Origin of the sequence: Pseudomonas alvandae (assembly GCF_019141525.1) — a bacterium.
In the GTDB taxonomy this organism is placed as follows: domain Bacteria; phylum Pseudomonadota; class Gammaproteobacteria; order Pseudomonadales; family Pseudomonadaceae; genus Aquipseudomonas; species Aquipseudomonas alvandae.
In genome coordinates, this window is the sequence record NZ_CP077080.1 from 2097903 (window position 1) to 2124874 (window position 26972).

Here is a 26972-nt window from a genome sequence, read left to right on the forward strand (position 1 = left end):
GCTACTAAGGATCGAGAGGCTTTGCCCTGTATGTCTTGTAAAGTTGCTGGATCTCTGGGTTGTCCAGGCTTTCATAAGTGATATCTTCTTTATCCAGCCCGTCCAAGCCTCGTATTCCACTGATCATTTTTGGCCATTCATCGCGACTGGATATGAAAACTATGAAGGGTTTTAGGTAGTTGTCGAGATGCCCTTGGCCTGGTTCTCGGATCTCGTCGCTGAGTGCCAGCAAGTAATCGTCCTTGTTTGTTTTTGACCAGTCGATAGCGAATCTGGCTCGATAACAGAGTTCCATGAATACTAATAAGATCGTGCGTCCATTGCCGTCAAGAAAGGGGTGTGAGAAAGCCAATTGCCCCATCACTTCACCGGGGTGGTCTCTGAAAGCTTTCTTATCAGCCGCGAGTTTAAGCGCATAGTCAACAGACCTCCTGATGAGATCCGGGCGCTCGAAAGCTGTACTGTGAGGATCGCCGTGTGAACCTTTGAAAACGGCCAGGTGGGGCACCAGCTCGTTTCGATCCTTTCCAGCCCAGTGATAAAAGCCTGAAAATAAGATCTTGTGGACTTCGAGCACGGTTTGAAAGGTAACGGGTTTCTTTTTTGCCAAATAGCCAAGAGCGTCTTCAATACTTGCCTCGAAGGAAAGATGCTCAGATTCCTTTACTTCATTAGGATCTTTAAGCCCCAATGAGTTTTGAAGATACCCTGCGGTTTCGAAGTCCCCGAACGGATCAAAACTCATGCGCCACGTTTCTTGGCACGTCTTTTCTCCTGAAGATACTCGCCTTGGAGCATTAGGATCTCTGACTTACTCAGAACTCCTCTTCTCTTGAGATTGACGAGCAACTGTTCGATGCCATCCAGTTCGACGATATCCCCAGCCAAGCGAGTAATGGAAGCAGCCATACGACTCATACCATCAAGTTCAGCTGTGACATTGTGGGCTTTAGCTAGCTTTCGGACCTGAGTCGCGACGCTAGCGGGAGCTGCTTGGTTCATTGGAAATCCTCCTGCTTACAGCTCAAACCATAGCATGAGGCTGTTTTACTGTCTCCGGTGGCTGCAGAGAAGCACGCTGTGGATAACGAGGGCCCCGTGGCGAGGGAGCTTGCTTCCGCTTGAGTGCGAAGCGCTTACAAAATGGGGCCGCTACGCAGCCCAGCGGGAGCAAGCTCCCTCGCCACGACTTCAGCTACAACATGGCTGTTCCCAATCACACACAGGACGTTGCCGCAGTCCTTCCGCCCATTTTTACCCATGCCGGTTAAATGCGACCTGGCACTTCCCCCAAACCCAATCGCGAATTCCAACTAAGCTCGGGATAATACGCGTTGGCTTGAGGTCACAAGCGTTCCCCCTCCATTGTTTTTGGCGGCTGAGAAGGATCGAACGCATGACAGATTGGCTCCAGAGCTATGGAGAAATGGCTGAGCGGGTGCGACGCCATGATTGGGAAGGCACCCCGCTGGGGCTGCCTGAACAATGGCCCGATGTGCTGAAGACGACGGTGGCGCTGAGCATGGCCTCGCATTTTCCCCAGGCGATCGTGTGGGGGCCGGACTTGATCACGTTGTACAACGATGCGTTCCTGCCCATTCTCGGAAGCAAGCCCGAGGCGTTGGGGCGGCCATTCAATGAGGTCTGGCGGGAGGTCTGGAGCGATATCGGCCCGATTGTACAGGCGGCTTTCGACGGGCAAGCGACCTATATCGAGAATTTCCCCTTGATCATCGAGCGGGGCGGCGGCCCGGAGCCGGCTTATTTCACGTTCTGCTACAGCCCCATTCGGGATCAGTTCGGTAAGGTCGTGGGCATGCTCGATACGGTTACCGAGACCACTTCCACGGTGCTCATGACCCAACGCCTGGCCGTGCTCGATGCCATCGGCAGCGCCGTGGCGAATGCCACGGACCCGCAAGCCATCATGGCGACCACTGCGCGGATCCTCGCGGCGCATCTCAACCTGTCCAACTGCGCCTATGCGGACATGGACGAGGACGAGGATGGCTTCACGATCCGCGGCGATTGGGCCAGGGCCGGGTCGCCCAGTATCGTTGGGCATTACCGGTTGGCGGATTTCGGTCGGCTGGCGGTCAACAACCTTCGGGCCGGCAAGCCCTTGGTGATCAACGACAACCTGGCGGAGCTGGCGCCGGAGGAGGCGGCGGCGTTCCAGTCCATCGGTATCGCGGCCACCATTTGCGTCCCGTTGATCAAAGACGGACGTCTTACCGCCCTGATGGCCATCCACGATAAAACCCCCAGGACCTGGACTTCGAACGAGCTGGCCTTGCTGATTGAAGTCAGGGAGCGATGCTGGGCCCACATCGAGCGTGCCCGAGCCGACGCCGCGGTGCGTGAAGGCCTGGCGGCCCTGGCTGAACTGAATTCGACGCTGGAACAACGCGTCGAGGAGCGCACCACAAGGCTCAAACAGACCGAAGCGGCGCTGCGCCAATCGCAGAAGCTCGAAGCCATCGGACAGTTGACCGGCGGGGTGGCCCACGATTTCAACAACCTGCTGACGATCATCCGTTCTTCGGTGGACTTCCTGCGCTTGCCCAGCCTGTCTGACGAACGCCGACAACGCTATATGACGGCTGTCTCCGAAACTGTGGAGCGGGCTTCCAAACTGACCAGCCAGTTGCTTGCGTTTGCCCGGCGCCAGCCGCTGAAACCGGAAGTCATCGACGTCGGCAAGCAAGTGCAGAGCCTGGGCGACATGCTGCAAACCGTCACGGGGGCGCGGATCCAGGTCATCGTCGAATTGGGCGATCGACCTTGTTACATCCGTGCCGACTTGAGCCAGTTTGAAACGGCGCTGATCAACATGGCCCTCAACGCCCGGGACGCGATGAATGGCCAGGGCACGCTGTGGCTTCGGCTCACATGCGGTAATGGCATGCCGCCGATCCGCGGCCATGCCGGCGCAGGGCAGCACTTCGCGGCCATCGCCCTGGAGGACACCGGCACAGGCATATCGCCGCAGGATCTCGAGCACATCTTCGAGCCATTCTTCACCACCAAGGAGGTGGGGAAGGGAACAGGCCTGGGATTGTCCCAGGTGTTTGGCTTTGCCAAGCAATCGGGCGGCAACGTTGATGTTTCGACCGTGCTTGGCGAGGGAACCGTCTTCACCCTGTACCTGCCGGAGGTCGAGCACGAGACAAGGCATGAGCCGATAAAGGAAGAGATCCCCGCACTGGTATTGGAGCAGGGCAAGCGTCGGGTACTGGTCGTGGAAGACAATCTGGAAGTCGGGCGCTTTGCCAACCAGATTCTTCAAGACCTTGGCTATGAAACGGCCTGGGCAACCAACGCCGAAGAGGCGTTGGAAATGGTCGGCGTGGATGCGATGGCCTTCGACGCGATATTTTCCGACGTGGTCATGCCGGGCATCAGTGGTATCGCCCTGGCACGGGAGCTGCGTCGGCGTCGCCCGGATCTGCCGGTGGTGCTGACTTCCGGGTACAGCGAGGAGCTGGCCCACAGTGGGCATGAGGGGTTCGAATTTCTTTCCAAACCCTACTCGGCCGACCAGGTTTCCCGGGCGTTGAGCCGGACGATGCTGGGCGTCGAGTGAGTGTTTCCTTTTTGAAACAGTGGGTTCCATTCGTCGGCGAAGGCTCTGGTGAATGAGCGGTCCGTTGATGACCAGCTAGTCTCACTGTCGTGAGGGCCAATATTTTCAGGCAATCGGTTGTTGCCGGTATCGGCCTTGGCAAAAAGGGGAAAGACGATGGGAGCACCGTACAGCGAGGAGAACGGAGCCGCGTACCCGATCAACGAAGGTTTGCAGTGTGGTCAGGCCGCTTATCGATCGGACTTTGGCGACGAGCCAATCAAGTCCATCAGGACGAAGGTGTCCAAAGTGCAGCGAGGGGAAAAAGCCAAGTTCTTACCCAGGATTCCGCTCAGGAAATAATGCAAGCGCAGCCCCGTCACCGAATGGGGCTTTTTTTTGACTTGGGAAAAGCGGAGTTCTGTAAATGTTTTTAATCTTTTTCCTACAGACAATTGCTTTCACGTTTCTTTCACACTCGGCCGCGTAGTCTGAGCTCATCCGTTAGAAAGCAGTACCTGCCCGTTTCCCCAGCGGGCTTTTTTTTGCCTGTCATAAAACTACCGTTGCGTTTGTGGTCCAACCGTCAAGGCTGACGCGGTTTGGCGTACACTCGCGCCCGCGCGCACCGACTCTATTTCCCGATGCGGCATTCTTGAGGTTTTTATCATGCGTTTGACTTTGTCCACCTTGGTGCTTGGGCTTGTGGTCGCTCAGGGCGCGATGGCCGCTGGCGACGGTACCGCAGCGGTTGGCGGTGGTCTTGGAGGTGTCTTGGGTAATGTGGTCGGCCAGCAAATGGGTGGCAGCACCGGCGCCGCGATTGGCGCCGGTGTGGGTGGCGCCGCCGGCAGTGCGGTGGGCGCTCGCAAGGGCAGCCGTACGGAAGCGGCCATTGGTGGCGGGCTGGGTTCGGCCGGTGGTTCGATCGTTGGCAACCGCTTGGGCGGTTCGACGGGCTCTACCATTGGTGCGGGCATCGGCGGGGCGGCGGGTGGTGCCTTGGGCAGCAACCTGTCCAATGATGGTGATGGGCATTCGGGTGGCAAGAAGCATAAGCACAAGAGAAAACACCGCTAAGCGCATGCATGCATGAACAAACCCGGCCTTGTGCCGGGTTTGTTGTTATTGGGCATTTCCCCGGAACGTTTAACGCTCCACCTCCTCGAATCCATACACCCACTTGCGATTGCGAGGTATGCCATGACGCCGGAAACCGAAGGAAAGGAAGAAAAAGGCCCCTCGGGCGTGCCCTTCATCAACGATCCGGGTGTCAACGACCCGGGCAATGAAGACCCCGGCTCGCTAATGGACGACGCCCAGGTTCCCTTGATCGAAGATGAAGACGCAGAGCTTGAGGACGAGTCCTACAAGTAATCGCGCTTGTTCCTGAAACGGCATCACCAGGAGGCCATCATGTCAGCTGATTCGCCTGTTCCCGACGACGATGAAACCCCGGAATACCCGCTGCCTTCGCCCACCGATTCGCTGAGTCGCGATCAGCGACCACCCGATGACGATAGCGGCGTCGAGCAAGTCCCAAGCGACGATCAGGACGTCGAGGCGACGCCGGACGACCCGGATATCGCGGGCGACGATGCGTCCGGCAAGCCAAGCTGACCCTCACCCCCCGTCCGTCGATTTTGCGGCACCATCGGCGCGCCATGATTGCCAGACATCAGGTAGTTATCTTGAAAAGGAGACTTACCATGATGAAGACAAACGTGACGGCCCTGGTGTTGGCCGGGATTCTTTCGGCCAGCGCAGGGGCGGCTTTCGCACAATCCTCGGACAGCGCGCCGGTCGACAAGGGAGGCATGCCGCCTTCGACCCAGATGGACGCCGGTTCCACCACCGATGCCAGTGGCAATGCGTTGCCGCCAGGTTCGGTGAGTGGAGGAAATGGCGGCGATGCCAGCGGTAGCAGCACCAGCCCCGGCACCGGAAGCGGCTCGACCAGCGGTGGTAGTTCGATGGGCGGCGATTCTTCCAGTGGAGGTGGAACCGGTACCAGTGGCAGCGGTGGCAGCTCGGGCGGCAGTGGCTCGGGGTCGAGCGGCTCCGGCAGCTCGGGTCAATAACCGCTGCATCGTCATCCAAACCGATTCCGCTTTTGTGGCGAGGGAGCTTGCTCCCGCTGGGGTGCGTAGGAGCTGTCGAGTGCAACGAGGCTGCGATCTTTCCAAAGACACTTGAATCTCAAGCGAAAGATCAAAAGATCGCAGGCTTCGCCAGCTCCTACAGAACCGAGCGGGAGCAAGCTCCCTCGCCACAAAACCCGTCCATGGATTTCCCATTGCCGGTTCCAAGCCTCCTTCGCTATTCTGCTGAATCCTTTAAGGCGAACACGCTACGCTGGCCGCACCTGAGCCATCCCTGGAATGTTGTGTTGATAACGGATCAGATGCGATGAATGCACCACTGAAAAAGTTTGGCCCCATCAAGGCTGTGATTTTCGACATGGATGGCTTGTTGCTCGATACCGAGGGCATCTACACCGAGGTGACCTCCATTATCGCCGAGCGCTACGGGCGCACGTTCGATTGGAGCGTCAAGCAGAACATCATCGGGCGTGGGGCCACGGACCTGGCCAATTACGTCGTCCAGGCGCTGGAATTGCCGATCACCCCTCAAGAATTCCTGATCATCCGCGAGCCCCTGATGCGCGAGCGTTTTCCCCACGCCATGGGGATGCCTGGCGCCGAGGAGCTGGTGCGGCATCTGAAGGCCCACGACATTCCGATTGCGGTGGGAACCAGTTCGTCGAGCCCTACCTTTGCGCTGAAAACCACGTTGCACCGGGACTGGTTCGCGTTGTTCGATTGCATCGTGACGGCGGATGATCCAGAAGTCGGGGCGGCGAAACCGGCGCCCGATATCTTCCTCACCGCCGCCCGGCGCCTGGGTGTCGAGCCTCGCGACTGCCTGGTATTCGAAGATTCACCGTTCGGCGTGACTGCTGCGAAAGCCGCTGGCATGACCGCCATCGCCATTCCGGATTCGGCCATGGCGGACGAAAAATACGCCCACGCCGACGGGATCATTCGCTCCTTGAGGATGTTCCAGCCAAGCCTGTGCGGTTTGCCGGAATTGGAGTGGGCATGACAACCGCTTCGACATAATGGAAAAAGCCGGTCAGGGTTCAGCCCTGACCGGCTTTTTTACGAGTTGATGTCAGGCGCCAAAACCACCGTCGATGGTCAGGCTGGCCCCGGTGATGTATGCCGCTTCAGGGCCTGCCAGATAAGCGACGAAGCTGGCAATTTCTTCCACCGTGCCGTAACGACCGACTGCCATGAGGTCCATCAGGCTGGAGGCGAAGTCGCTGTCGGCCGGGTTCATGTCGGTGTCCACCGGGCCGGGCTGCACGTTGTTGACGGTGATGCCGCGCGGGCCGAGGTCACGGGCCAGGCCTTTGGTCAGCCCCACCAGCGCAGATTTACTCATGGCGTACGCGGCGCCGCCGGCGAAGGGCATGCGGTCGGCGTTGGTGCTGCCGATGTTGATGACCCGACCGCCCTCGGTCATGTGCCGCGCGGCGGCCTGGGTGGCAACGAACACGCTGCGCACGTTGATCGCCAGGGTCTGGTCGAAATCTTCGAGTTTGAATTCTTCCAGTGGCCCCATGGCCAGCACGCCAGCATTGTTGACCAGGATGTCCAGCCGGCCAAAAGCTTCGACGGTGGCGGTGACGGCGTTACGGACGGCGTCGGCATCAGCGCTGTCGGCCTTGATTGCCAAGGCTTTGCCGCCGGCTGCGGTGATGCTGTTCTGCAGTTCTTCGGATTTTGTACCGGAGCTGACGTAAGTGAACGCTACGGCAGCGCCTTCTGCGGCGAGGCGTTTGACGATGGCGGCGCCGATGCCGCGGGAACCGCCTTGGATCAAGGCGACTTTACCGTTCAGTGCTTGAGTACTCATGTATTTCTCCAAAGGTGCCGGGGCGAAATGCCGCGGTTGATGGGGCGAGTATCAAGACTAGGCTATCGGCTGGGTAGACCTTCGTTGATATAGTCTGTGTAAACCAAAAGTTTATAGTGGGCGCCATGGAGAGTTTCAGCAGTATCGAATGTTTTGTTCGCAGCGCCGAGGTCGGCAGCTTCGCCGAGGCTGCGCGACGCCTGAGCCTGACACCCGCGGCGGTGGGCAAGAGCGTGGCCAAGCTTGAGGCGCGCCTGGGCGTGCGGCTGTTCCAGCGCAGCACTCGCAGCCTGACCTTGACCGAGGCCGGGCAGCTATTCCTGCGAGAAGTAGGCAGCAGTTTCAATACGATCCAGAACGCTGTCGCCAACCTCGCCAGCGCCGGGGGGCAGCCAGCCGGCACGCTGAAGGTGAGCATGGGCACGGCGTTCGGGCGTTTGTTTGTCGTGCCGTTGCTGGGGGAATTCCTGGGACGGTACCCGGCGATCAACCCGGACTGGCATTTCGATAATCGCCAGGTTGACCTGATCGGCCAAGGCTTCGACGCGGCCATTGGCGGCGGTTTCGAACTGCCCCAAGGCGTGGTGGCGCGCAAGTTGACGGTGGCTCATCGCGTGTTGGTTGCATCCCAAGCGTATCTGCAGAGTCACTCCGCCATCTTTGAGCCGCAAGACCTGGCGCCACATCACGGCATTCTGATCCGCTCACCGCAGACTGGGCGGATCCGTTCATGGCAACTGACCAGCCGCAACCGGGAACACAGCCCGTTGACGCTCAAGGCGCAGATGACAATGAGTGACTCGGAAGCCGCTTGCATCACCGCAGCCCAAGGGTTGGGCATCGCCATGGTGAGCATGCCGTTTGCCGTGTCGTACCTGGACAGCGGCGAGTTGCAACGAGTGCTGCCAGACTGGTATGTCGATGACGGCAACATCTCTATCTATTACGCCGAACACAAACTGCTGCCAGGCAAGACCCGGGCGTTCGTGGATTTCATCATCGAGCGGTTTGCCGAACTGGGGTTGGCCAAGCGGTTCAGTGCGGTTTGAGTTGGGCGCTGGATTGAGTTGGCTCCAATCGCGAGCAAGCTCGCTCCCACAGGATTTTGCAATAAACACACTTTGTGTGGACGCTGGAAATCCATGTGGGAGCGAGCTTGCTCGCGATTCGGCGCGCCACGGTCTAAAGCTGCAAACTCACCGCCCAAACCGCCCCGGCCAGCCAACGATGTTTTTCGGCCGAGGCGTCGCATAAGTCCGCACCTTGGACGTTGACAGCCCCAGCCGCACCAGCGATTCGGCAATCGTCACCGCCGCCGTCACCCCATCGACCACCGGCACGCCGGTGCGCTGGCGGATCTGCTCATCGAGCCCGGCCATGCCGCCGCAGCCCAGGCAGATCACTTCGGCCTTGTCCTGGCTGACCGCCAGTTCGGCTTGCTGCACGATGGCTTCGACGGCCCGTTGCGGGTCTTGCTCCAGCTCCAATACCGCCAGGCCGCTGGCCCGTACCGAGGCGCAGCGGTCGAACAGGCCGGACAGCTTGAGCCGGTCTTCGATCAGCGGCACGGTGCGGTCCAGCGTCGTGACCACGGAGTAGGCATGGCCCAGGAACATCGCGGTGCTGGCGCCAGCATTGGTGATGTCCACTACCGGCACATCCAGCAGTTCCTGCAGGCCTTCACGGCCATGTTCGCCATAGCCGGCCTGGATCACCGCATCGTACGGCTGGTCGTAGGACATCACCCGGTCCATGACCGCAATGGCTGCAAGGTAGCTTTCAAAATTGCCTTCGATGGAGTCGGCACCGAAATGCGGCGTGAGCCCGATGATCTCGGTACCCGGCGCGGCCACTGCTTGGGCTTGTCGGGCGATGGCCTGGGTGATGGACTCGGTCGTGTTGACGTTGACCACTAGAATTCGCATGAGCTGTCCTTTTTTAAATGAAATACCAGGCGACCCGCACCGGCCGGGCCGCTTTCTCTGGGTTAATGGCTGACGTTATCCACAGCGATGGCTTCGCCGCTGACGTCCTCGTAATAAGCCTCGCGCTTGGCAATGATCAGGTACAACAGCCCTGCAATCGAAGCGCCAATCAGCCAGGAAAACGCTGAAACGCTGTCGAAACCGGGCACCAGCGCCAGGATAATCGCGATCAGCGCCGCGGGAATGAATGCAGCCACCGCACGCAGGTTGACCCCGTTGCTGTTGCTGTAGAAATACGCACCGTTTGGGTCCTCGCCAATTGACCGATTAAACAGGTATTTATTTGTCCGGCGGACGCCAGTGGAAGGGGGGACGGTTAGGTGGGAGGGGATGTGTAACTTTTAGGGGCAGGCATATCTAAAACGCACACAAAAATGCCACCTGGGGATGACATTTTTTGTGTACAGGGTTCGTCTGTCGCTTAAACGGTCTTGGACTTGGCGATGATATTCCCGGCATGCAGCCCGCATTCCTTCTGCGTAGCTTCTTCCCACCACCAACGACCTTCGCGCTCGTGCTGGTTCGGCAACACCGGGCGGGTGCAGGGCTCGCAGCCGATGCTGATGAAGCCGCGCTCGTGCAGGCTGTTATAAGGCAGCTCAAGCATGCGGATATAACCCCAGACTTCTTCGCTGGTCATCTGCGACAACGGGTTGAATTTGTACAGCGTGCGCTCCGGGGTGGAAAACGCGGTGTCGATTTCCAGTACCGCCACCTGGCTGCGGGTGCCAGGGCTCTGGTCGCGGCGCTGGCCGGTGGCCCAGGCGCGAACGTCGGTCAGCTTGCGGCGCAACGGCTCGATCTTGCGGATGCCGCAGCACTCGCCATGACCGTCCTTGTAGAAGCTGAACAAGCCTTTTTCCTTCACGAAAGGGTCCAGTTTCGTATGGTCGGGCGAGATCAGCTCGATGTCGATCTTGTAGTGCTCGCGCACCTGATCGATGAAACGATAGGTTTCCGGGTGCAGGCGGCCGGTGTCGAGGCTGAACACCTTGACGTTCTTGTTCAGTTTCCAGGCCATGTCCACCAGCACCACGTCTTCGGCGCCACTGAACGATATCCACAGCTCGTCGCCGAACTCGGCGAAGGCCAGCTTGAGGATGTCCTGCGGGGACTTGTTGGCATAGGTCGTGGCGAGTTCCACGACGTCGAACGATGGGCTCATCAGGGCGGTTTCCTACAGGTCGGTGGCGCTGGGCGCTCTATAGGGGGCTGATGGTAACAAAAGCTGCCACGGCTGGCGCGTTCCTGTGCGTTGCGCGGGCTTCGACGAATGGCTAGAGTCGGCAGGCCTTTTGTTCGCTCAACCGATAAACATCAGAAAAAATGGGAGTGTCTTGTGGAAATTGCCTGTCTCGACCTGGAAGGTGTGCTGGTCCCGGAGATCTGGATCGCCTTCGCTGAAAAAACCGGGATTGAATCCCTCAGGGCAACCACTCGGGACATCCCCGACTACGACGTGCTGATGAAGCAACGGTTGCGCATCCTTGATGAACACGGGCTAAAGCTCTCCGACATCCAGGAAGTCATCGCCACCCTCAAGCCGCTGGACGGCGCCATCGAATTCGTCGACTGGCTTCGCGAGCGGTTCCAGGTGGTGATTCTGTCCGACACGTTCTACGAATTTTCCCAGCCATTGATGCGCCAGTTGGGTTTCCCGACATTGCTTTGCCATCGTTTGATCACCGATGACGGCGGGCGAGTGACCGGCTACCAGTTGCGTCAGAAAGATCCGAAGCGCCAGTCGGTCCTGGCCTTCAAGAGTCTGTATTACCGGGTGATTGCGGCGGGGGATTCCTACAATGACACCACGATGCTGGGTGAAGCCGACGCCGGGATCCTGTTCCATGCGCCTGAAAACGTGATCCGCGAATTCCCGCAATTCCCGGCAGTGCATACCTTTACCGAGTTGAAGCAGGAATTCATCAAGGCCTCGAACCGCTCCCTGAGCCTGTAAACACACAACCTGTGGGAGCGAGCTTGCTCGCGATAGCGCTGGATCAGTCGGCTCAAGGGCAACTGACCCAACGCAATCGCGAGCAAGCTCGCTCCCACAGGGTTGTGTGTCAGGCCGAGGGGATTGTTCAGAGATTCTGCAAGGTATCGAGCAACACCCGAACCTTGGTCATCGATTCCTGATACTCGGCCTGCCAATCCGAATCCGCGACAATCCCGCCGCCGCCCCAGCAGCACACTTGCCCGTCCTTGACCAGCAAACTGCGGATGGCGATTGAGCTGTCCATTTCCCCGCGCACGTCCAGGTACAACAACGAGCCGCAATACAGCCCGCGTCGGGTCGGTTCGAGTTCGTCGATGATTTGCATGGCGCGGATTTTCGGCGCGCCGGTAATCGAGCCGCCGGGAAAGCTGCCGGCGATCAGGTCCAAGGCATCTTTGCCCTCCGCCAGCTCGCCGGTCACGCTGCTGACCAGGTGGTGCACGTTCGGGTAGCTTTCAAGGCTGAACAGCTCCGGCACCCGCACCGAGCCGACACGGCACGTGCGGCCCAGGTCGTTGCGCAGCAGGTCGACGATCATCAGGTTCTCCGCCCGGTCCTTGGGGCTGGCCAGCAGCTCGGCGGCGTGGGCGGCGTCTTCGTCGGGCTTTGTGCCACGGGGCCGGGTGCCCTTGATCGGACGGGTTTCGACGTGGCCTTCGCTGACCTTGACGAAGCGCTCCGGCGACAGGCTCAACACCGCATCGCCTTCCGGCAGGCTTTGGAAGCCTGAGAACGGCGTCGGACACGCCGTCCGCAACGCCTGATAAGCGGTCCAGGCATCGCCGTGGCATTGGGCGCGGAAGCGCTGGGCAAAGTTGACCTGGTAACAATCGCCGGCCTGGATATACGCCTGGATGCGTTCGAATGCCTGTCGATAGGCGTCGGCGCTGAGGTCGGGTGCCATCGGGCCTGCAAGACTGAATGCGGTGGCAGGCGCTGCGGATGGCCGGCTGAACAGCTCGATCAGTCGTTGGCGTTCACTCTCGCCGCAATGGGGATGGAAGACCAACTGGCTGGTGCCGGCCTGGTGATCGGAGATCAGCGCCCAGTCGTACAGGCCGAAACGCGCGTCGGGCAACTGCAGGTCATCTTGCGCCTGTGAGGGCAGGGCTTCGAGGTGTCGGCCGAAATCGTAGCTCAAGTAGCCGATCAAGCCGCCGGCGAAGGGCAATTGCACCGTCGTTGGCAGTTCCGCATGGCCCAGTTGCGCCAGATGCATCCGAAGACGTTGCAGGAAATCGCTGCCAGTTTCGTCAGGCCGTACCGCCAGTTGTTCCAATGGCCAGGCGCTGAGCAGGTCGTAGCGTCCGCGTTCGGCGCTCGGTCGGCCACTGTCGAGCAGGACGCTGCCCGAGGCATGGCGGATCGCCGCGAAATACTCGGCGGGGTTGGCGCGGTAGGGCAATGGGTGTACGGAGCAGGTTGGCATGGGCGGGGTGGGTCAGCCGTTCAGGCGGGGGAGCGATTGTAATCCCCTGTAGGATTTGCTCCTAGGGGGACGTCGGAGATGAGCACGTCTGTGGTTATCGAAGCTACTTGTGGCGAAGCTTTAACTGTGGCGAGGGGATAAATCCCCTCGCCACAAGGTTCGTCATATTCAAGTTGACGGCCTCACCCCTCAACCGGCGGAATATGCCCAAACAACTCCTGGGCAAACGCCACGCGCTCTTCCACGGTTTCGGTCAAGCCGCGGGCCTTGAGCTCTTCCAGGTGGGCTTCCACCGCGTGGGTACGCAAGGTCAGGCCGCAGTCGTTGGCGATCTGGATGTTCAGCCCCGGGCGGGCGTTCAGTTCCAGGATCAACGGACCCTTTTCCTGGTCCAGCACCATGTCGACGCCGATGTAGCCCAGCCCGCACAGTTCATAGCAACCGGCGGCCAGTTTCATGAAACCGTCCCAGTAGGGCAGTTGCACGCCATCCACCGCGTTGGTGGTGTCGGGGTGTTTGGTGATGATGTTGTTCAGCCAGGTGCCGCGCAGGGTCAGGCCCGTGGCAAGGTCGACGCCCACGCCGATGGCGCCCTGGTGCAGGTTGGCCTTGCCGCCAGACTGACGGGTTGGCAAGCGCAGCATGGCCATCACCGGATAACCCATCAGCACGATGATGCGGATGTCCGGCACGCCTTCGTAGCTGATGCTCTTGAAGATCTGGTCCGGAGTCACGCGGTACTCGATCAGCGCCCGGTCACGGTGCCCGCCCAAGGAATACAGGCCGGTGAGGATGCTGGAGACGTGGTGCTCGATTTCCTCGTGGCTGATGATCTTGCCCGACACCGTCCGATAGCGGCCTTCGAAGCGGTCGGCGATGACAATGATGCCGTCGCCGCCGGCACCCTGGGCCGGCTTGATCACGAAGTCGGTACGCCCGCCGATGATCTCGTCGAGCTTGTCGATTTCCTTCTCGGTGGAGATCACCCCGTACAGTTCCGGCACATGAATGCCGGCGGCGATGGCCCGTTCCTTGGTGATGATCTTGTCATCGACGATGGGGTACAGGCTGCGCTTGTTGTACTTGAGCACGTAGTCGGCGTTACGCCGGTTGATGCCCATGATGCCCCGGGCCTCGAGGGCCTTCCACGTCTTCCAGAAGCCGAACATCAGGAGTCAGCCTTGAGGAAGGCCTTGAACCGAACCAGCTCGGTCAGGCGGTAGCCGCGATAACGACCCATGGCCAGCATGAAGCCCACCAGGATCAGCAGGATCGCCGGGAAAGTGAACACGAAGTACACCAGCTCCGGCACGCTCATGATCAGATGCGCCAGGGACGCGGCGAACAAAGTGCCGATGGCGACTTTCATCGCATGGCCACCGCCACGTTCTTCCCAGGTGATGGACAGGCGTTCGATGGTCATGGTCAGGATCACCATCGGGAACAGCGCCACCGACAAGCCGCGTTCCAGGCCCAGCTTATGGCTGAACAGGCTGATGGCGGCGATCAGCACCACCACGAAGGTCAGCACCACCGAGAGCCTCGGCAGCATCTGCAGCTTGAGGTGTTCCAGGTAGGAACGCAGCGACAGGCCCAGCGCGGTAATGACCGTGAACAGGATGATGCCGAAGCCCAGTTGCGTCTCGCGGAAGGCCAGGGCGATCAGTACCGGGGTGAACGTACCGAGGGTCTGCAGCCCGATCAGGTTGCGCAGCACCAGGATCACCAGCACGCCGATCGGGATCATCACCATGATCATGAAGGTCTGCTGGGTTTGCAGCGGCAGGCCGTAGAGCGAGTATTCGAGGAAATTGGCGTCGGTGTTCTCGTCCGTCAGCTTGGCCAGGCGAATGGCGTTCATTTCGCTGTTGTTCATGCTGAAGGTGACGGTGGCTTTCTTGCCGCCATCGACGGTGATCAGGTTTTCATCGCCGGTCCACCACAACAGGCGGTCGGTGGGCAGGCCCTGCTCGCCGGTGTCCGGGTTGAAATACAGCCAGTCGGTGCCGTTGAAACTGCGCAGCCACAGCTCGGGCATCTGCGGCTGGTCGGCGACCAGGCGGATGGTGTGGACTTTTTCCACCGGCACGTGGGCGATGGACAGCACCAGCTCGACGATCCGCGCCTTGTTGCTTGAAGACGGATCACCGGCCAGCAACAGCTTGACGTTGTCGTCGTTGAGATTGTTGACCCGCTTGATCGCTTCGCTGATGAACGTCTCGACGTCGGCCGAGTGCTGGCGGATCGGCGCGAGCAGGGCTTCGGCGGCCAGTTTCTCGGGGCCTTCGACGGCGATGCTGTCGCGGAACGTCGGGCCCTTGACCTTGGTTTTCTCGGCGCTGTAGCGCTTGGTCAGCACCAGGCGGTAATACAGCGTCTGGTTGCCTTTGGCGCGACGGGCCGACCACGTCACCTTGCGATTGCCGTCGACCCGGTTCACCGCCACGCCGTAGTTGTTGGAAATGAAACTCTCGTTGAGGCTCACATAGTCGCGGCTCAACGGCGGTACGAACATCTGGATCTTCACCGGATCCTTGGCGTTGGGCACGAACTCGACCTTGGCGTCGATGTTCCACAAATCGTCGGTGGCGTCTTCGGTGACCGGGATGCCGAGCACGAAAATCTGATAGGCCGTTACCGACAGGCCCAGCACCACCAGGATGGCGATCAGCATTTTCAGATGGAGGGTAAGGGAGCGCATTGGAATTACTCTGCGGTATGAGCGGCATTGGCGCAGGCGGGTTTGCCGGCAGCGTATTTGAGACTGGGGTCGACCAGCGCATCGAAACGCTTGAGCGCTTCGGAGCCGATCAGCAACGGGTATTGGAAGGCGCTGCGGTCGGTCAGGTTCACTTCGATGCTGCGCAGGGCAGAGCCCATGCAGATGTCCAGTTCGATGACCGGCCGGGCCGTGTATTTCTTGCCTTCTTCCGGATCGTAGTCACCGGCGCGGCGCTTGATCTTGCTGACACGGGCCAGCGGGCGTTCGATGGGGTGCGAATGGGCGGCGTCGATGGCCAGGTAGAAACGCACCCAGGATTCGCCATTGCGCTTGAAGCGCTTGATGTCGCGGGCACTGAGGGAGGCGGTCTTGGCGCCGGTGTCGAGCTTGGCGGCGACCTCCAGGTCAATGCCCTGCAGCGCCGCGTATTCGTTGAGGCCGTACACGGTTTTTTCGCCCGCCACGGCAAGCCCCGGCAGGCACATGAAATACAGAGCGGCAGAAAAGGGCTTGAGTGTCATAGATCCTGGTGCGCAGCGTTCCGTTTATCGGTTCAGGCCATGGCATTACTGCACAAGCTCCCTGGGCAGCCTTCCCTATAAAAGGAGAGCGGCAAATCGCGCGGCATTCTAGCACGGTGGTTTTCTGACGCCACCGCTGCCCGGACGCTGCGTGTCACCATTCGCCCGGTTATGGCGCAGGCGCTTATTAGACGATTGTCGACAATGTTGATTTTTCTTTTGACGTATGGCGGGTTGTTGGTTAGTTTTTGCCATATTGAATTTCAAGGTGTCGACAATATGCTCGATCAGCTCGAAACACCGCTGATGGCTCAAGACGATTCGGAGACGCTGTCCGAGAACGTCTTCCGGCGTATCCAGGCCGCCATCGTCAAAGGCGAGATCGCTCCAGGTAGCAAGATCTCCGAACCCGAGCTGGCGCGTACCTATGGCATCAGCCGCGGGCCGTTGCGCGAGGCGATCCATCGCCTGGAAGGCCAGCGCCTGCTGGTGCGCGTGCCCCACGTCGGCGCTCGGGTGGTTTCGCTCAGTCACGCCGAATTGCTCGAACTGTACGAGATCCGTGAGTCCCTGGAGGGCATGGCTTGCCGTCTGGCGGCCGAGCGCATGACCATCGAGGAAATCGACGAACTGCGCCATGTCCTCGAAACCCATGAACGCGATGCGGCGTTCCAGGCCGGTGTCGGCTATTACCAGCAAGAAGGCGATTTCGACTTTCACTATCGGATCATCCAGGGCAGCGGCAATCGCACCCTGACGCAGATGCTTTGCGGCGAGCTATACCAATTGGTGCGCATGTACCGCATCCAGTTTTCCACCACGCCCAACCGTCCGCGCCAGGCCTTTGCCGAGCACCACCGGATTCTCGACGCCATCGCCGACCGTGACGGCGAACTGGCTGAATTATTGATGCGCCGGCACATCGGCGCTTCCAAACGCAACATCGCGCGTCATTTCCAGGACAGCGCCGCCACTGAACGAGGTGAGTCATGAGTTCCAGCAAGAGCACGCCAGGCCAGCGTTTCCGCGACGCGGTCGCCACTGAGCATCCGCTGCAAGTGGTCGGCGCCATCAACGCCAACCACGCCCTCCTGGCCAAGCGCGCCGGTTTCAAGGCGATCTACCTGTCGGGTGGCGGCGTCGCGGCCGGTTCCCTCGGCGTGCCGGACCTGGGCATCACCGGCCTGGATGATGTGCTGACCGATGTGCGCCGCATCACCGATGTCTGCGACCTGCCGCTGCTGGTGGACGTGGACACCGGTTTCGGCTCCTCGGCGTTCAACGTGGCGCGCACGGTCAAGTCGATGAGCAAGTTCGGCGCGGCGGCGATTCATATCGAGGATCAGGTCGGCGCCAAGCGCTGCGGCCACCGCCCGAACAAGGAAATCGTCTCGCAGCAGGAAATGGTCGACCGCATCAAGGCCGCCGTCGATGCCCGCACCGATGACAGTTTCGTGATCATGGCGCGCACCGATGCCCTGGCCGTTGAAGGTTTGGAATCGGCGCTTGACCGCGCCGCCGCATGTATCGAGGCCGGTGCCGACATGATTTTCCCCGAGGCCATCACCGAGCTCGAGATGTACAAGCTGTTCGCCAGCCGCGTGAAGGCGCCGATCCTGGCCAACATCACCGAATTCGGCGCGACCCCGCTGTACACCACCGAACAACTGGCCGGTGCCGACGTGTCCCTGGTGCTGTACCCGCTGTCGGCGTTCCGGGCCATGAACAAGGCAGCCGAAAACGTCTACACCGCGATCCGCCGCGACGGCACGCAACAGAACGTCATCGACACCATGCAGACCCGCATGGAGCTTTACGATCGCATCGACTACCACACCTTCGAGCAGAAGCTCGATGCGTTGTTCGCGGCGAAGAAGTAAGGCGCGACTCCCTACAAATTCAAGAAAATGGAGACAGCAACATGGCCGAAGCAAAAGTACTCAGTGGCGCCGGGCTCCGTGGCCAGGTGGCCGGGCAAACCGCATTGTCCACCGTAGGCCAGTCGGGTGCCGGCTTGACCTATCGCGGCTACGACGTTCGCGACCTGGCGGCAGACGCCCAATTTGAAGAAGTGGCGTATCTGCTGCTGTACGGTGAGCTGCCGACCCAGGCCCAACTGGACGCCTACACCGGTAAATTGCGCCAGTTGCGCGATCTGCCTCAAGCCTTGAAAGAAGTGCTGGAGCGCATTCCCGCCGACGCCCACCCGATGGACGTGATGCGCACCGGTTGCTCGTTCCTGGGCAATCTGGAGCCCGAGCAGGATTTCTCCCAACAGCACGACAAGACCGACCGCCTGCTGGCAGCGTTCCCAGCGATCATGTGCTACTGGTATCGCTTCAGCCACGAAGGCCAGCGCATCGAATGCGTGACCGACGAAGTCTCCATCGGCGGCCACTTCCTGTACCTGTTGCACGGCAAGAAACCAAGCGAGTTGCACGTCAAGGTGATGAATGTCTCGCTGATTCTCTACGCCGAGCACGAGTTCAACGCCTCGACTTTCACCGCGCGGGTCTGCGCCTCTACCTTGTCTGACCTGTTCTCCTGCATCACCGCCGCCATCGGCTCGTTGCGCGGCCCGCTGCATGGCGGCGCCAACGAAGCGGCGATGGAAATGATCGAGCGCTTCAGTTCACCGCAGGACGCCATCGAAGGCACCCTCGGCATGCTGGCGCGCAAGGACAAGATCATGGGCTTCGGCCACGCTATCTATAAGGACAACGATCCGCGCAACGAGGTGATCAAGGGCTGGTCGAAAAAGCTCGCCGACGAAGTGGGCGACACGGTGCTGTTCCCGGTCTCCGAAGCCATCGACAAGACCATGTGGGAGCAGAAGAAACTGTTCCCTAACGCCGATTTCTACCATGCCTCGGCGTACCATTTCATGGGCATCCCGACCAAGTTGTTCACGCCGATCTTCGTCTGTTCGCGCCTGACCGGCTGGGCCGCCCACGTGTTCGAACAACGCGCCAACAACCGCATCATCCGACCGAGCGCCGAATACACCGGCGTCGAACAGCGCAAGTTCGTGCCAATCGAACGACGCTGAGCTGGAGGGTTCTAGCCGCCGGAACTGAAGGAACCGAAAACCCCTTGTGGGAGCGGGCTTGCTCGCGAAGACGGACTGACATTCAACATTGATGTCGGCTGATACACCGCATTCGCGAGCAAGCCCGCTCCCACAGGGGAATGGGTTTATTTCAATGGTTGCGCCAACCCTCTGAAACCACCGTGACCCGAGTCCTGACGATGAACACAGAATTTCGCAAACCGCTGCCCGGCACCTCGCTGGATTACTTCGACGTTCGTGGCGCAGTGGAGGCCATCCGCCCCGGCGCCTATGACGGCCTGCCGTACACTTCTCGCGTATTGGCGGAAAACCTCGTGCGCCGCTGCGACCCGGCCACGCTGCGTGAATCGCTGCTGCAATTGATCGAGCGCAAGCGCGACCTGGATTTCCCATGGTTCCCGGCGCGGGTGGTGTGCCACGACATTCTCGGCCAGACCGCCCTGGTGGACCTCGCCGGTTTGCGCGACGCCATCGCCCAGCAAGGTGGCGACCCGGCGCAGGTCAACCCGGTGGTGCCGACCCAGCTGATCGTCGACCACTCGCTGGCGGTGGAAAGCGCCGGTTTCGATCCCCAGGCCTTTGCCAAGAACCGCGCCATCGAAGACCGCCGCAACGAAGACCGCTTCCACTTCATCAACTGGACCAAGAAAGCCTTCAAGAACGTTGACGTGATTCCGCCAGGCAACGGGATCATGCACCAGATCAACCTGGAAAAAATGTCGCCGGTGATCCAGCAGCGGGACGGCGTTGCCTTTCCTGACACCTGCGTGGGTACCGACAGCCACACGCCTCACGTCGACGCCCTGGGCGTGATCGCCATTGGTGTCGGTGGCCTGGAAGCCGAAAGCGTCATGCTTGGCCGCGCCTCGTGGATGCGCCTGCCGGAAATCGTCGGCGTCGAACTGACCGGCAAACTGCAACCGGGCATCACCGCCACCGACATGGTGCTGGCGCTGACCGAGTTCCTGCGCAAACAGAAAGTCGTCGGTGCCTGGCTGGAATTTTTCGGCGAAGGCGCCAGCGCCCTGACCTTGGGCGACCGGGCAACCATCTCCAACATGGCCCCGGAATACGGCGCCACGGCGGCGATGTTCCATATCGATCAGCAGACCATTGATTACCTGAAGCTCACCGGCCGCGAAGACCAGCAAGTGCAGTTGGTCGAGAACTACGCCAAGACCACAGGCTTGTGGGCCGACAGCCTCAAGGGCGCGCAATACGAACGCGGCTTGAGCTTCGACCTGTCCTCGGTGGTGCGCAACATGGCCGGCCCGAGCAACCCGCACGCTCGCGTCGCGGTGTCGGACCTGGCCGCCAAAGGCATCTCCGGCCAGTGGGACGATGTGCCGGGGCAGATGCCCGACGGCGCAGTGATCATCGCCGCCATCACCAGTTGCACCAACACCAGCAACCCGCGCAACGTGATCGCCGCCGGCCTGCTGGCGCGCAACGCCAACCGCCTGGGTCTGGCGCGCAAGCCGTGGGTCAAGTCGTCCCTCGCGCCGGGTTCGAAAACCGTGGCGCTGTACCTGGATGAAGCGGGCCTGACGTCCGAGCTCGAAAAGCTGGGCTTCGGCGTTGTCGCGTTTGCCTGCACCACGTGTAACGGCATGTCCGGCGCGCTGGACCCGGTGATCCAACAGGAGATCATTGACCGCGACCTGTACGCCACCGCCGTGTTGTCGGGCAACCGCAACTTCGACGGTCGCATCCATCCGTACGCCAAGCAGGCGTTCCTGGCATCACCGCCGCTGGTGGTCGCTTATGCCATCGCCGGGACCATCCGCTTCGACATCGAGAAGGATGTGCTGGGCGTGGTGGACGGTCGCGAGATTCGTCTCAAGGACATCTGGCCGAGCGACGAAGAAATCGAAGCCGTGGTCAAGGCGTCGGTGAAGCCGGAGCAGTTTCGCCAGGTGTACATCCCGATGTTCGCCATCCAGGAAGATACCGGTCCGAAAGTCACGCCGCTGTATGACTGGCGCCCGCAAAGCACCTATATCCGTCGCCCGCCGTATTGGGAAGGTGCGTTGGCCGGTGCGCGACCGCTCAAGGGCATGCGCCCGCTGGCGGTGCTGCCGGACAACATCACCACCGACCACTTGTCGCCGTCCAACGCCATCATGCTGGACAGCGCCGCCGGGGAATACCTGGCGAAAATGGGCCTGCCGGAGGAGGACTTCAACTCCTACGCGACCCACCGTGGCGATCACCTGACCGCACAACGCGCCACCTTCGCCAACCCGAAACTGTTCAACGAAATGGTCGTCGAGAACGGCAATGTCAAGCAGGGCTCCCTGGCCCGGGTCGAGCCGGAAGGCAAGGTCATGCGCATGTGGGAAGCCATCGAGACCTACATGGAGCGCAAGCAGCCGCTGATCATCATTGCCGGCGCCGACTACGGCCAGGGCTCGTCCCGCGACTGGGCGGCCAAGGGCGTGCGCCTGGCCGGTGTCGAGGCGATCGCTGCCGAAGGCTTCGAGCGCATCCATCGCACCAACCTGGTGGGCATGGGCGTATTGCCGCTGGAGTTCAAGCCCGGCACCGATCGCAAGACCCTGGGCATCGACGGCAGCGAAATCTATGACGTGATCGGCGAGCGCACCCCGCGGGCAACACTGACCCTGGTGATTACCCGCAAGAACGGCGAGCGCGTCGAAGTGCCGGTGACCTGCCGCCTCGATACGGCTGAAGAAGTGTCGATCTACGAAGCCGGGGGCGTGCTGCAACGCTTCGCCCAGGACTTCCTCGAGTCGGCGATCGCCGTTTAAATCGCTTGGGTAGCCGGTGTTCTGGCCGCCATTTTTCAAGGAGTTAGAGCACATGGCTCACTCGCCTCAAATCAAGATCCCCGCGACCTACATGCGTGGCGGCACCAGCAAAGGCGTGTTCTTCAGCCTGCAAGACCTGCCCGAAGCCGCCCGCGTCCCCGGCCCGGCCCGGGATGCCCTGTTGCTTCGGGTGATCGGCAGTCCCGATCCGTACGAAAAGCAGATCGATGGCATGGGCGGCGCGACGTCCAGCACCAGCAAGACGGTGATCCTGTCCAAGAGCACCCGCGCCGACCACGATGTCGATTACCTGTTCGGCCAGGTGTCCATCGACAAGCCGTTCGTGGACTGGAGCGGCAACTGCGGCAACTTGTCGGCGGCGGTAGGGTCGTTTGCCATCAGCAGCGGTCTGGTGGATGCCAGCCGTATTCCGCAGAACGGCGTGGCCGTGGTGCGCATCTGGCAGGCCAACATCGGCAAGACCATCATTGCCCACGTGCCCATCACCGATGGAACGGTGCAGGAAACCGGTGACTTCGAGCTCGACGGCGTGACGTTTCCGGCGGCTGAAGTGCAGCTGGAATTCATGGACCCGGCGGCCGAGGAGGAGGGCGGTGGCGACTCGATGTTCCCTACCGGCAATCTGGTGGATGACTTGGAGGTGCCTGGTGTCGGCACTTTGAAGGCGACGCTGATCAACGCCGGGATCCCGACGATTTTCATCAATGCTCGTGATGTGGGCTACACCGGCACCGAACTGCAGGGCGCTATCAATGGCGATCCCAAGGCGTTGGCGATGTTCGAAACCATCCGCGCACATGGCGCCTTGCGGATGGGCTTGATCAAGCACTTGGACGAAGCCGCGCAGCGCCAGCACACCCCGAAAGTCGCGTTTGTCGCGCCGCCGGCGGATTACCTCTCGTCCAGCGGAAAAGCCGTGGCGGCTGGCGACGTCGATTTGCTGGTGCGGGCGTTGTCCATGGGCAAGCTACACCACGCCATGATGGGCACCGCAGCGGTGGCCATCGGCACGGCCGCAGCGATCTCCGGCACGCTGGTAAACCTGGCAGCCGGCGGTATCGAACGCAACGCCGTGCGTTTCGGCCACCCGTCCGGCACCCTGCGCGTCGGCGCCGAGGCCAGCCAGGTCAATGGAGAATGGACCGTGAAAAAAGCCATAATGAGCCGCAGCGCGAGGGTATTGATGGAAGGGTTTGTGCGGGTGCCGGGGGATGTTTTCTAACTCGATGCTTCAGGAACAATACAAAACCTGTGGGAGCGAGCCTGCTCGCGATGGCGGTGTATCAGTCGACGCCAATGTTGAATGTGCCGATCCTTTCGCGAGCAAGCCCGCTCCCGCGGTGGATTTGTGGTGAACACAGAATCTTCGAACATCCACGATCAAACCTGTGGGAGCGAGCTTGCTCGCGAAAGCGGAGTGTCAGTCCACATCAATGTTGAATGTGCCGACCTCATCGCGAGCAAGCTCGCACACAGGTTGATCGTATTTCTTCCGTCAGTCCGCCGTCAGTGCGGTGACCACCAGTCCTACATTGCTTTCCAGTTCCGCCACCGGATCGGCGCCATCGGTGTTCAGCACCAGCAGTTGGCTACCGCCTTCGGTGATGGCTGCCTTCAGCGCATCCGAGGGCTGGCTATGATGCAGCACCAGCGCCACGTCGTTGTCTTTCAATGTGGTCGTCAATTGTTTGAGGGCTTCGGGCGTCCACTCGGTGTCAGGGCGGGCGTCGGTGCTGATGCCATCCAGATTCAATCCACTGATCAAGTAACCGAAATGCTCGCTCAGGCTGACCACGCTCAGGTTGTCAGCGCCGGCGAGGCGTTTTTCGCTGTCGGCGCTGAGTTTGAGCAGGCGCTGCTTGATGGCCGCCAGGTTGGCGTCGATTTTCGCTTTGTCCGCCGGGGCCAGGCGTACCAGGTCGGCGGCGATCACGTCGGCCATGCGCCCCAGGTTATGGCTGGCCATCCACGGCTGGCTCGCCAACCCATCGGCCATGCCCGGTTGCACGGCGATGCCGGGCAGGGCACCGTCCACCGGGCGCGCGGCGTCGACTTCGACGATGCGGATATTGCTGCGTCGAGCCATGGGATACAGCGGGTCGTCCGGCCATAACGAGCGCAGGCCGATCACGGCGTCGGCGTCGCTGGCCAGTTTGCCCAGGGCCGGCGCGCCACGACCACTGAAATAGGCGCTCTGGCGGGTGCCGGGCAGATTGGCGGGCGCCGCTCGCTCCAGACTGACCTCGGTCCCCTTGAGCAAGGCCTCGCCCAACCCGTAGGTGACCGGCAACGACGCCAGCAGGCGGACCTTTTCAGCAGCGAATGATGAAGTGACGGCCACGCCGCACAACGCAACGGCCAGGGTCAGTTGTCGCAATGAAAAAACCATTTATCCAAGGTTCCCTTTGAGGCTGGGGACGACGCCACGGGCGATGGCGCTCAGGGCGAAGGCGATGCCGGCTACTAGAATGATCGCGGCACCGGACGGGATCGGCAGGTCGAACACAATCGGCGCGAGGATCCCGCACAAGGTACTGACAGTGGCGATCAGCACCGAGCACCAGAAAAAGCCTTTCAACGATTGGCTGAGCAGGCGCGCCGCCGCCGCCGGAATCACCAGCAATGCCCCCACCAGGATGGCGCCGATGACTTTCACCGCCGCCACGGTGATCAACGTCACCAGGACCACGAACAGGTAGTCCAGCGTCTTGACCGCCACCCCGCGCACCGCCGCCAGTTGCGGATTGAAGCTGGCGAGCATGATGCGGTTGTACAGCGGCAACGCCAGCGCCATCACCAACGAGCCGACCACTGCGAGTACCAGCAGGTCGTTGCCGTTCACCGTCAGCACCGAGCCGAACAGCACGTTCTCCAGGATGTGCACGTTGATCTTGCCTGCCAGGATCAACAGCAGGCTCGCGCCCAAGGCCAGGGACACGGAAAGGAAGACGCCGATCAGCGTGTCGGGCGCGAGGCCGGTGCGGTTGCGCAGGTAATTGAGCAGGATGCCGAACAACAGGCAGTAGCCGAACAGGCTGCCGTATGGCCCGGTGTAGGGTTCGCCGAGCAGGATACCGATGGCCACGCCGGTCAGCGCCGCATGGCCCACGGCTTCGGAGAAAAACGCGAAGCGCTTGACCACCACCAGCGTGCCGAGGCCACCCAGCACCGGGCCGATCAACAGCCCGGCCAGCAACGCATTGACCACAAAACCGTAGGCCAGCGCTTCAGGCAGATAGCCGGCCGACGCCCAGCCCTGGACCATCAAGCGAAAGGCTTCATAACTCATCAGGGCGCGCTCCCGTTCGTGCGTGGATGGGTGGAAAACAGCGTCAGCAGTCGCTCCGGCGTCAGGGTCTGGCGTGGCGGGCCGTCGAACAGTACCCGGCGATTCAGGCCGGTGACCCGGTCGGCGAGGCGTCCGACGGCTTCCAGGTCGTGTTCGATCCACAGCACGGTGATCCCGGCCTGGCGCCAGTCCTGCAGCAACCGTTCAAACACCTGGATGCCGGCCTCGTCGAGGGCTGACATTGGTTCGTCCAGCACCAGCAGTTGTGGCGAGGGGATCAAGCCTTGGGCGAGCAATACCCGCTGGCGCTCGCCGCCAGACAGCGCGCCCATGCGTCGCTTGCGCTTGTCGTGCATGCCGACCCGCTCCAGGGCCCGGCCGATGGCACCCGTGTAATGTCTGCTCAAGCCGAGAAAGGCTGGCCGTCGCTGACACATCGCCGCCATGAAATCGTCCACCGTCATGGGCAGGCCCCGATCGAATTCCAGTGCCTGAGGAACGTAGCCGATGACGCCGGGCTCACCTGGCCATTGCAAGCTAAGGCGTCCCTGGTGCGGCATTTGTCCGAGCAAGGTCTTGATCAGCGAACTCTTGCCGCCGCCATTGGGGCCGACCAAGGCATGGACGCTGCCGGGTTGCACCTGGAAGCCCACGTTGTCGAGAATCGTGGTGCGCCCCAGCTCAAGGCTGATGTCGGCGAACTCGATCAACGGACCGGCCGGTTGCTGGATAAGGGTTTCCTGTACGGTCATGCGCCGGACTCCTGGATCGCGCGGACCACGGTATCGAGGTTGCCGGTCATCTCTTTTTCGTATTTCTCGGCGCTGTATTCACCGTAGGAAATGTGCGATAGCGGATACAGCTTTACGCCCGATTCACGTTGGATGGTGTCGACGTAGGTTGAAGGGAAATCCATCTCCGAAAAAATCACCTTCACGTCCAGCTCGCGCAGTTGGTCGATGGTCTTTTTCAACTGGCTGGGGCTCGGCTCGATGCCATGGGCCGGCTCGACCACGGCAGTCACTTCCAGGCCGAATTCGCGCAGCAGGTAGTCATAGGCGGCATGGACCGTGGCGACTCGCAGCTCGGCATTCGGTGCCTGGGTCAGCTTGGCCAGGGCGTCGGCGCGCATTTGCCGCAGGCGCTTGCCGTAGGCGCGGGCGTTTTGCGTGTAGGTCTTGGCGTTGTCCGGGTCGAGCTTGCCCAGCTCCCGGGCGATATTGTTGACCTGGGCAATGGAGGCGCTGATGGACAGGAACGTGTGGGGATTGACGACCTTGCCCGCGCCTCGGGCGGCGGTGCCAGTGGCGGCCAGCAAGGGCACGTTTTCGTTGGCTTCGATGACCTTCACGTTCGGCGTTTCGCTGGCAGCGATCATGCGGTCGGCGAAATCGTCATGGCCGACGCCGTTGAGCACGATCACATCCAGGCCGCTGATGCGCTTGATGTCTTCGGCCCTGGGCTCGTAGGCGTGGGGGTTGAAACCGGCCGGGATCAGCGGCACCACTTCGGCCTTGTCGCCGACGATATTGGCTACGTAGCTGTAATAGGGATGCAAGGTGATGCCGATGCGCAGGCGCTTGGCTGTATCGGCGTTCGCCTGTGATGTGAACAGGCAGGCGAGCAGGCCGATCAACAGCAGGCGCAGCAAGGGGCGGCGTTGGGAGGCGATAGACATG

Annotated in this window: 26 protein-coding genes and 1 pseudogene; 13 read left to right on the plus strand and 14 right to left on the minus strand. The window is 61.0% G+C overall.

Annotated elements, in window-relative coordinates; genetic code table 11:
• Window positions 1-4: 4 nt before the first annotated feature.
• Both KSS97_RS09395 and KSS97_RS09400 read right to left on the minus strand, forming a co-directional pair.
• A complete protein-coding gene (locus KSS97_RS09395; protein ID WP_217861505.1) occupies window positions 5-745 on the minus strand; it encodes a Fic/DOC family protein in 741 nt (246 codons plus the stop codon).
• The gene (locus KSS97_RS09400) at window positions 742-1002 is read right to left on the minus strand and encodes a hypothetical protein (protein ID WP_217861506.1); all 261 of its coding nucleotides are present in this window, start codon (window positions 1000-1002) and stop codon (window positions 742-744) included. Before KSS97_RS09400 ends, KSS97_RS09395 begins: the two co-directional genes overlap by 4 nt.
• A gap of 394 nt (window positions 1003-1396) precedes the next feature.
• Here KSS97_RS09400 and KSS97_RS09405 point away from each other — a divergent pair, with 394 nt between their 5' ends.
• From KSS97_RS09405 to KSS97_RS09430, 6 genes are all read left to right on the plus strand, one after another.
• Entirely contained in the window at window positions 1397-3586 is a 2190-nt protein-coding gene (locus KSS97_RS09405) for a GAF domain-containing hybrid sensor histidine kinase/response regulator (protein ID WP_217861507.1), read from the plus strand.
• A gap of 648 nt (window positions 3587-4234) precedes the next feature.
• A complete protein-coding gene (locus tag KSS97_RS09410; RefSeq protein ID WP_030137786.1) occupies window positions 4235-4645 on the plus strand; it encodes a hypothetical protein in 411 nt (136 codons plus the stop codon).
• A 12-nt stretch (window positions 4646-4657) separates the two neighbouring features.
• Entirely contained in the window at window positions 4658-4942 is a 285-nt protein-coding gene (locus tag KSS97_RS09415) for a hypothetical protein (protein ID WP_217862121.1), read from the plus strand.
• 39 nt (window positions 4943-4981) lie between these two features.
• Entirely contained in the window at window positions 4982-5185 is a 204-nt protein-coding gene (locus tag KSS97_RS09420) for a hypothetical protein (RefSeq protein ID WP_030137787.1), read from the plus strand.
• An 89-nt stretch (window positions 5186-5274) separates the two neighbouring features.
• Window positions 5275-5646, plus strand: a complete 372-nt coding sequence (locus KSS97_RS09425) for a hypothetical protein (RefSeq protein ID WP_217861508.1) — start codon at window positions 5275-5277, stop codon at window positions 5644-5646.
• A gap of 328 nt (window positions 5647-5974) precedes the next feature.
• Window positions 5975-6670 (plus strand): HAD-IA family hydrolase, encoded by a 696-nt coding sequence (locus KSS97_RS09430; protein ID WP_030137789.1) that lies wholly within the window; start codon window positions 5975-5977, stop codon window positions 6668-6670.
• Window positions 6671-6739: 69 nt separating this feature from the next.
• Here the strand turns inward: KSS97_RS09430 and KSS97_RS09435 are convergent, their stop codons facing one another.
• On the minus strand, window positions 6740-7486 hold the full coding sequence (locus KSS97_RS09435) for a 3-oxoacyl-ACP reductase family protein (RefSeq protein WP_217861509.1): 747 nt from the start codon (window positions 7484-7486) through the stop codon (window positions 6740-6742).
• 125 nt (window positions 7487-7611) lie between these two features.
• Here KSS97_RS09435 and KSS97_RS09440 point away from each other — a divergent pair, with 125 nt between their 5' ends.
• On the plus strand, window positions 7612-8535 hold the full coding sequence (locus KSS97_RS09440) for a LysR family transcriptional regulator (RefSeq protein WP_030137791.1): 924 nt from the start codon (window positions 7612-7614) through the stop codon (window positions 8533-8535).
• A gap of 147 nt (window positions 8536-8682) precedes the next feature.
• Here KSS97_RS09440 and KSS97_RS09445 read toward each other — a convergent pair whose 3' ends face one another.
• The 3 genes and pseudogenes from KSS97_RS09445 to KSS97_RS09455 all read right to left on the minus strand — a co-directional run bounded on the left by KSS97_RS09445 (window position 8683) and on the right by KSS97_RS09455 (window position 10636).
• The gene (locus KSS97_RS09445) at window positions 8683-9411 is read right to left on the minus strand and encodes an aspartate/glutamate racemase family protein (protein WP_217861510.1); all 729 of its coding nucleotides are present in this window, start codon (window positions 9409-9411) and stop codon (window positions 8683-8685) included.
• A 62-nt stretch (window positions 9412-9473) separates the two neighbouring features.
• Window positions 9474-9725 (minus strand): annotated as a pseudogene (locus KSS97_RS09450) (NCS1 family nucleobase:cation symporter-1); the annotation flags it as partial.
• 167 nt (window positions 9726-9892) lie between these two features.
• Window positions 9893-10636, minus strand: coding sequence for a phosphoadenylyl-sulfate reductase (locus KSS97_RS09455; RefSeq protein WP_030137794.1), 744 nt, complete (start codon window positions 10634-10636; stop codon window positions 9893-9895).
• 174 nt (window positions 10637-10810) lie between these two features.
• Here KSS97_RS09455 and thrH point away from each other — a divergent pair, with 174 nt between their 5' ends.
• The gene (gene thrH, locus KSS97_RS09460) at window positions 10811-11428 is read left to right on the plus strand and encodes a bifunctional phosphoserine phosphatase/homoserine phosphotransferase ThrH (RefSeq protein ID WP_198797967.1); all 618 of its coding nucleotides are present in this window, start codon (window positions 10811-10813) and stop codon (window positions 11426-11428) included.
• A gap of 127 nt (window positions 11429-11555) precedes the next feature.
• Here thrH and pabB read toward each other — a convergent pair whose 3' ends face one another.
• The 4 genes from pabB to rloA all read right to left on the minus strand — a co-directional run bounded on the left by pabB (window position 11556) and on the right by rloA (window position 16142).
• Window positions 11556-12899: an aminodeoxychorismate synthase component I gene (gene pabB, locus KSS97_RS09465; RefSeq protein ID WP_217861511.1), complete on the minus strand. Its 1344-nt coding sequence runs from the start codon at window positions 12897-12899 to the stop codon at window positions 11556-11558.
• A 182-nt stretch (window positions 12900-13081) separates the two neighbouring features.
• Window positions 13082-14068, minus strand: coding sequence for an alpha-L-glutamate ligase-like protein (locus KSS97_RS09470; protein ID WP_217861512.1), 987 nt, complete (start codon window positions 14066-14068; stop codon window positions 13082-13084).
• Window positions 14068-15600 (minus strand): osmotic stress tolerance membrane protein RloB, encoded by a 1533-nt coding sequence (gene rloB, locus KSS97_RS09475; protein ID WP_030137798.1) that lies wholly within the window; start codon window positions 15598-15600, stop codon window positions 14068-14070. The genes KSS97_RS09470 and rloB overlap by 1 nt, the downstream gene beginning before the upstream one ends.
• Window positions 15601-15605: 5 nt before the next feature.
• The gene (gene rloA / locus KSS97_RS09480; protein WP_030137799.1) at window positions 15606-16142 is read right to left on the minus strand and encodes a retropepsin-like aspartic peptidase RloA; all 537 of its coding nucleotides are present in this window, start codon (window positions 16140-16142) and stop codon (window positions 15606-15608) included.
• A 279-nt stretch (window positions 16143-16421) separates the two neighbouring features.
• Here rloA and KSS97_RS09485 point away from each other — a divergent pair, with 279 nt between their 5' ends.
• From KSS97_RS09485 to prpF, 5 genes are all read left to right on the plus strand, one after another.
• A complete protein-coding gene (locus tag KSS97_RS09485) occupies window positions 16422-17135 on the plus strand; it encodes a GntR family transcriptional regulator (protein WP_030137800.1) in 714 nt (237 codons plus the stop codon).
• Window positions 17132-18022, plus strand: coding sequence for a methylisocitrate lyase (gene prpB, locus KSS97_RS09490; protein ID WP_217861513.1), 891 nt, complete (start codon window positions 17132-17134; stop codon window positions 18020-18022). The genes KSS97_RS09485 and prpB overlap by 4 nt, the downstream gene beginning before the upstream one ends.
• 41 nt (window positions 18023-18063) lie before the next feature.
• On the plus strand, window positions 18064-19191 hold the full coding sequence (gene prpC / locus KSS97_RS09495) for a bifunctional 2-methylcitrate synthase/citrate synthase (RefSeq protein ID WP_030137802.1): 1128 nt from the start codon (window positions 18064-18066) through the stop codon (window positions 19189-19191).
• A 200-nt stretch (window positions 19192-19391) separates the two neighbouring features.
• A complete protein-coding gene (gene acnD, locus KSS97_RS09500; RefSeq protein ID WP_217861514.1) occupies window positions 19392-21983 on the plus strand; it encodes a Fe/S-dependent 2-methylisocitrate dehydratase AcnD in 2592 nt (863 codons plus the stop codon).
• Between the two features lie 52 nt (window positions 21984-22035).
• The gene (gene prpF, locus KSS97_RS09505; RefSeq protein WP_217861515.1) at window positions 22036-23226 is read left to right on the plus strand and encodes a 2-methylaconitate cis-trans isomerase PrpF; all 1191 of its coding nucleotides are present in this window, start codon (window positions 22036-22038) and stop codon (window positions 23224-23226) included.
• 273 nt (window positions 23227-23499) lie between these two features.
• Here the strand turns inward: prpF and KSS97_RS09510 are convergent, their stop codons facing one another.
• From KSS97_RS09510 to KSS97_RS09525, 4 genes are read right to left on the minus strand one after another with little or no spacing between them, the layout of a single operon-like run.
• Entirely contained in the window at window positions 23500-24393 is an 894-nt protein-coding gene (locus KSS97_RS09510) for a metal ABC transporter substrate-binding protein (protein WP_217861516.1), read from the minus strand.
• Window positions 24394-25293, minus strand: a complete 900-nt coding sequence (locus KSS97_RS09515; protein WP_014339414.1) for a metal ABC transporter permease — start codon at window positions 25291-25293, stop codon at window positions 24394-24396.
• On the minus strand, window positions 25293-26045 hold the full coding sequence (locus tag KSS97_RS09520) for a metal ABC transporter ATP-binding protein (protein ID WP_217861517.1): 753 nt from the start codon (window positions 26043-26045) through the stop codon (window positions 25293-25295). Before KSS97_RS09520 ends, KSS97_RS09515 begins: the two co-directional genes overlap by 1 nt.
• A complete protein-coding gene (locus KSS97_RS09525; RefSeq protein ID WP_217861518.1) occupies window positions 26042-26971 on the minus strand; it encodes a metal ABC transporter substrate-binding protein in 930 nt (309 codons plus the stop codon). The genes KSS97_RS09520 and KSS97_RS09525 overlap by 4 nt, the downstream gene beginning before the upstream one ends.
• Window position 26972 lies beyond the last annotated feature (1 nt).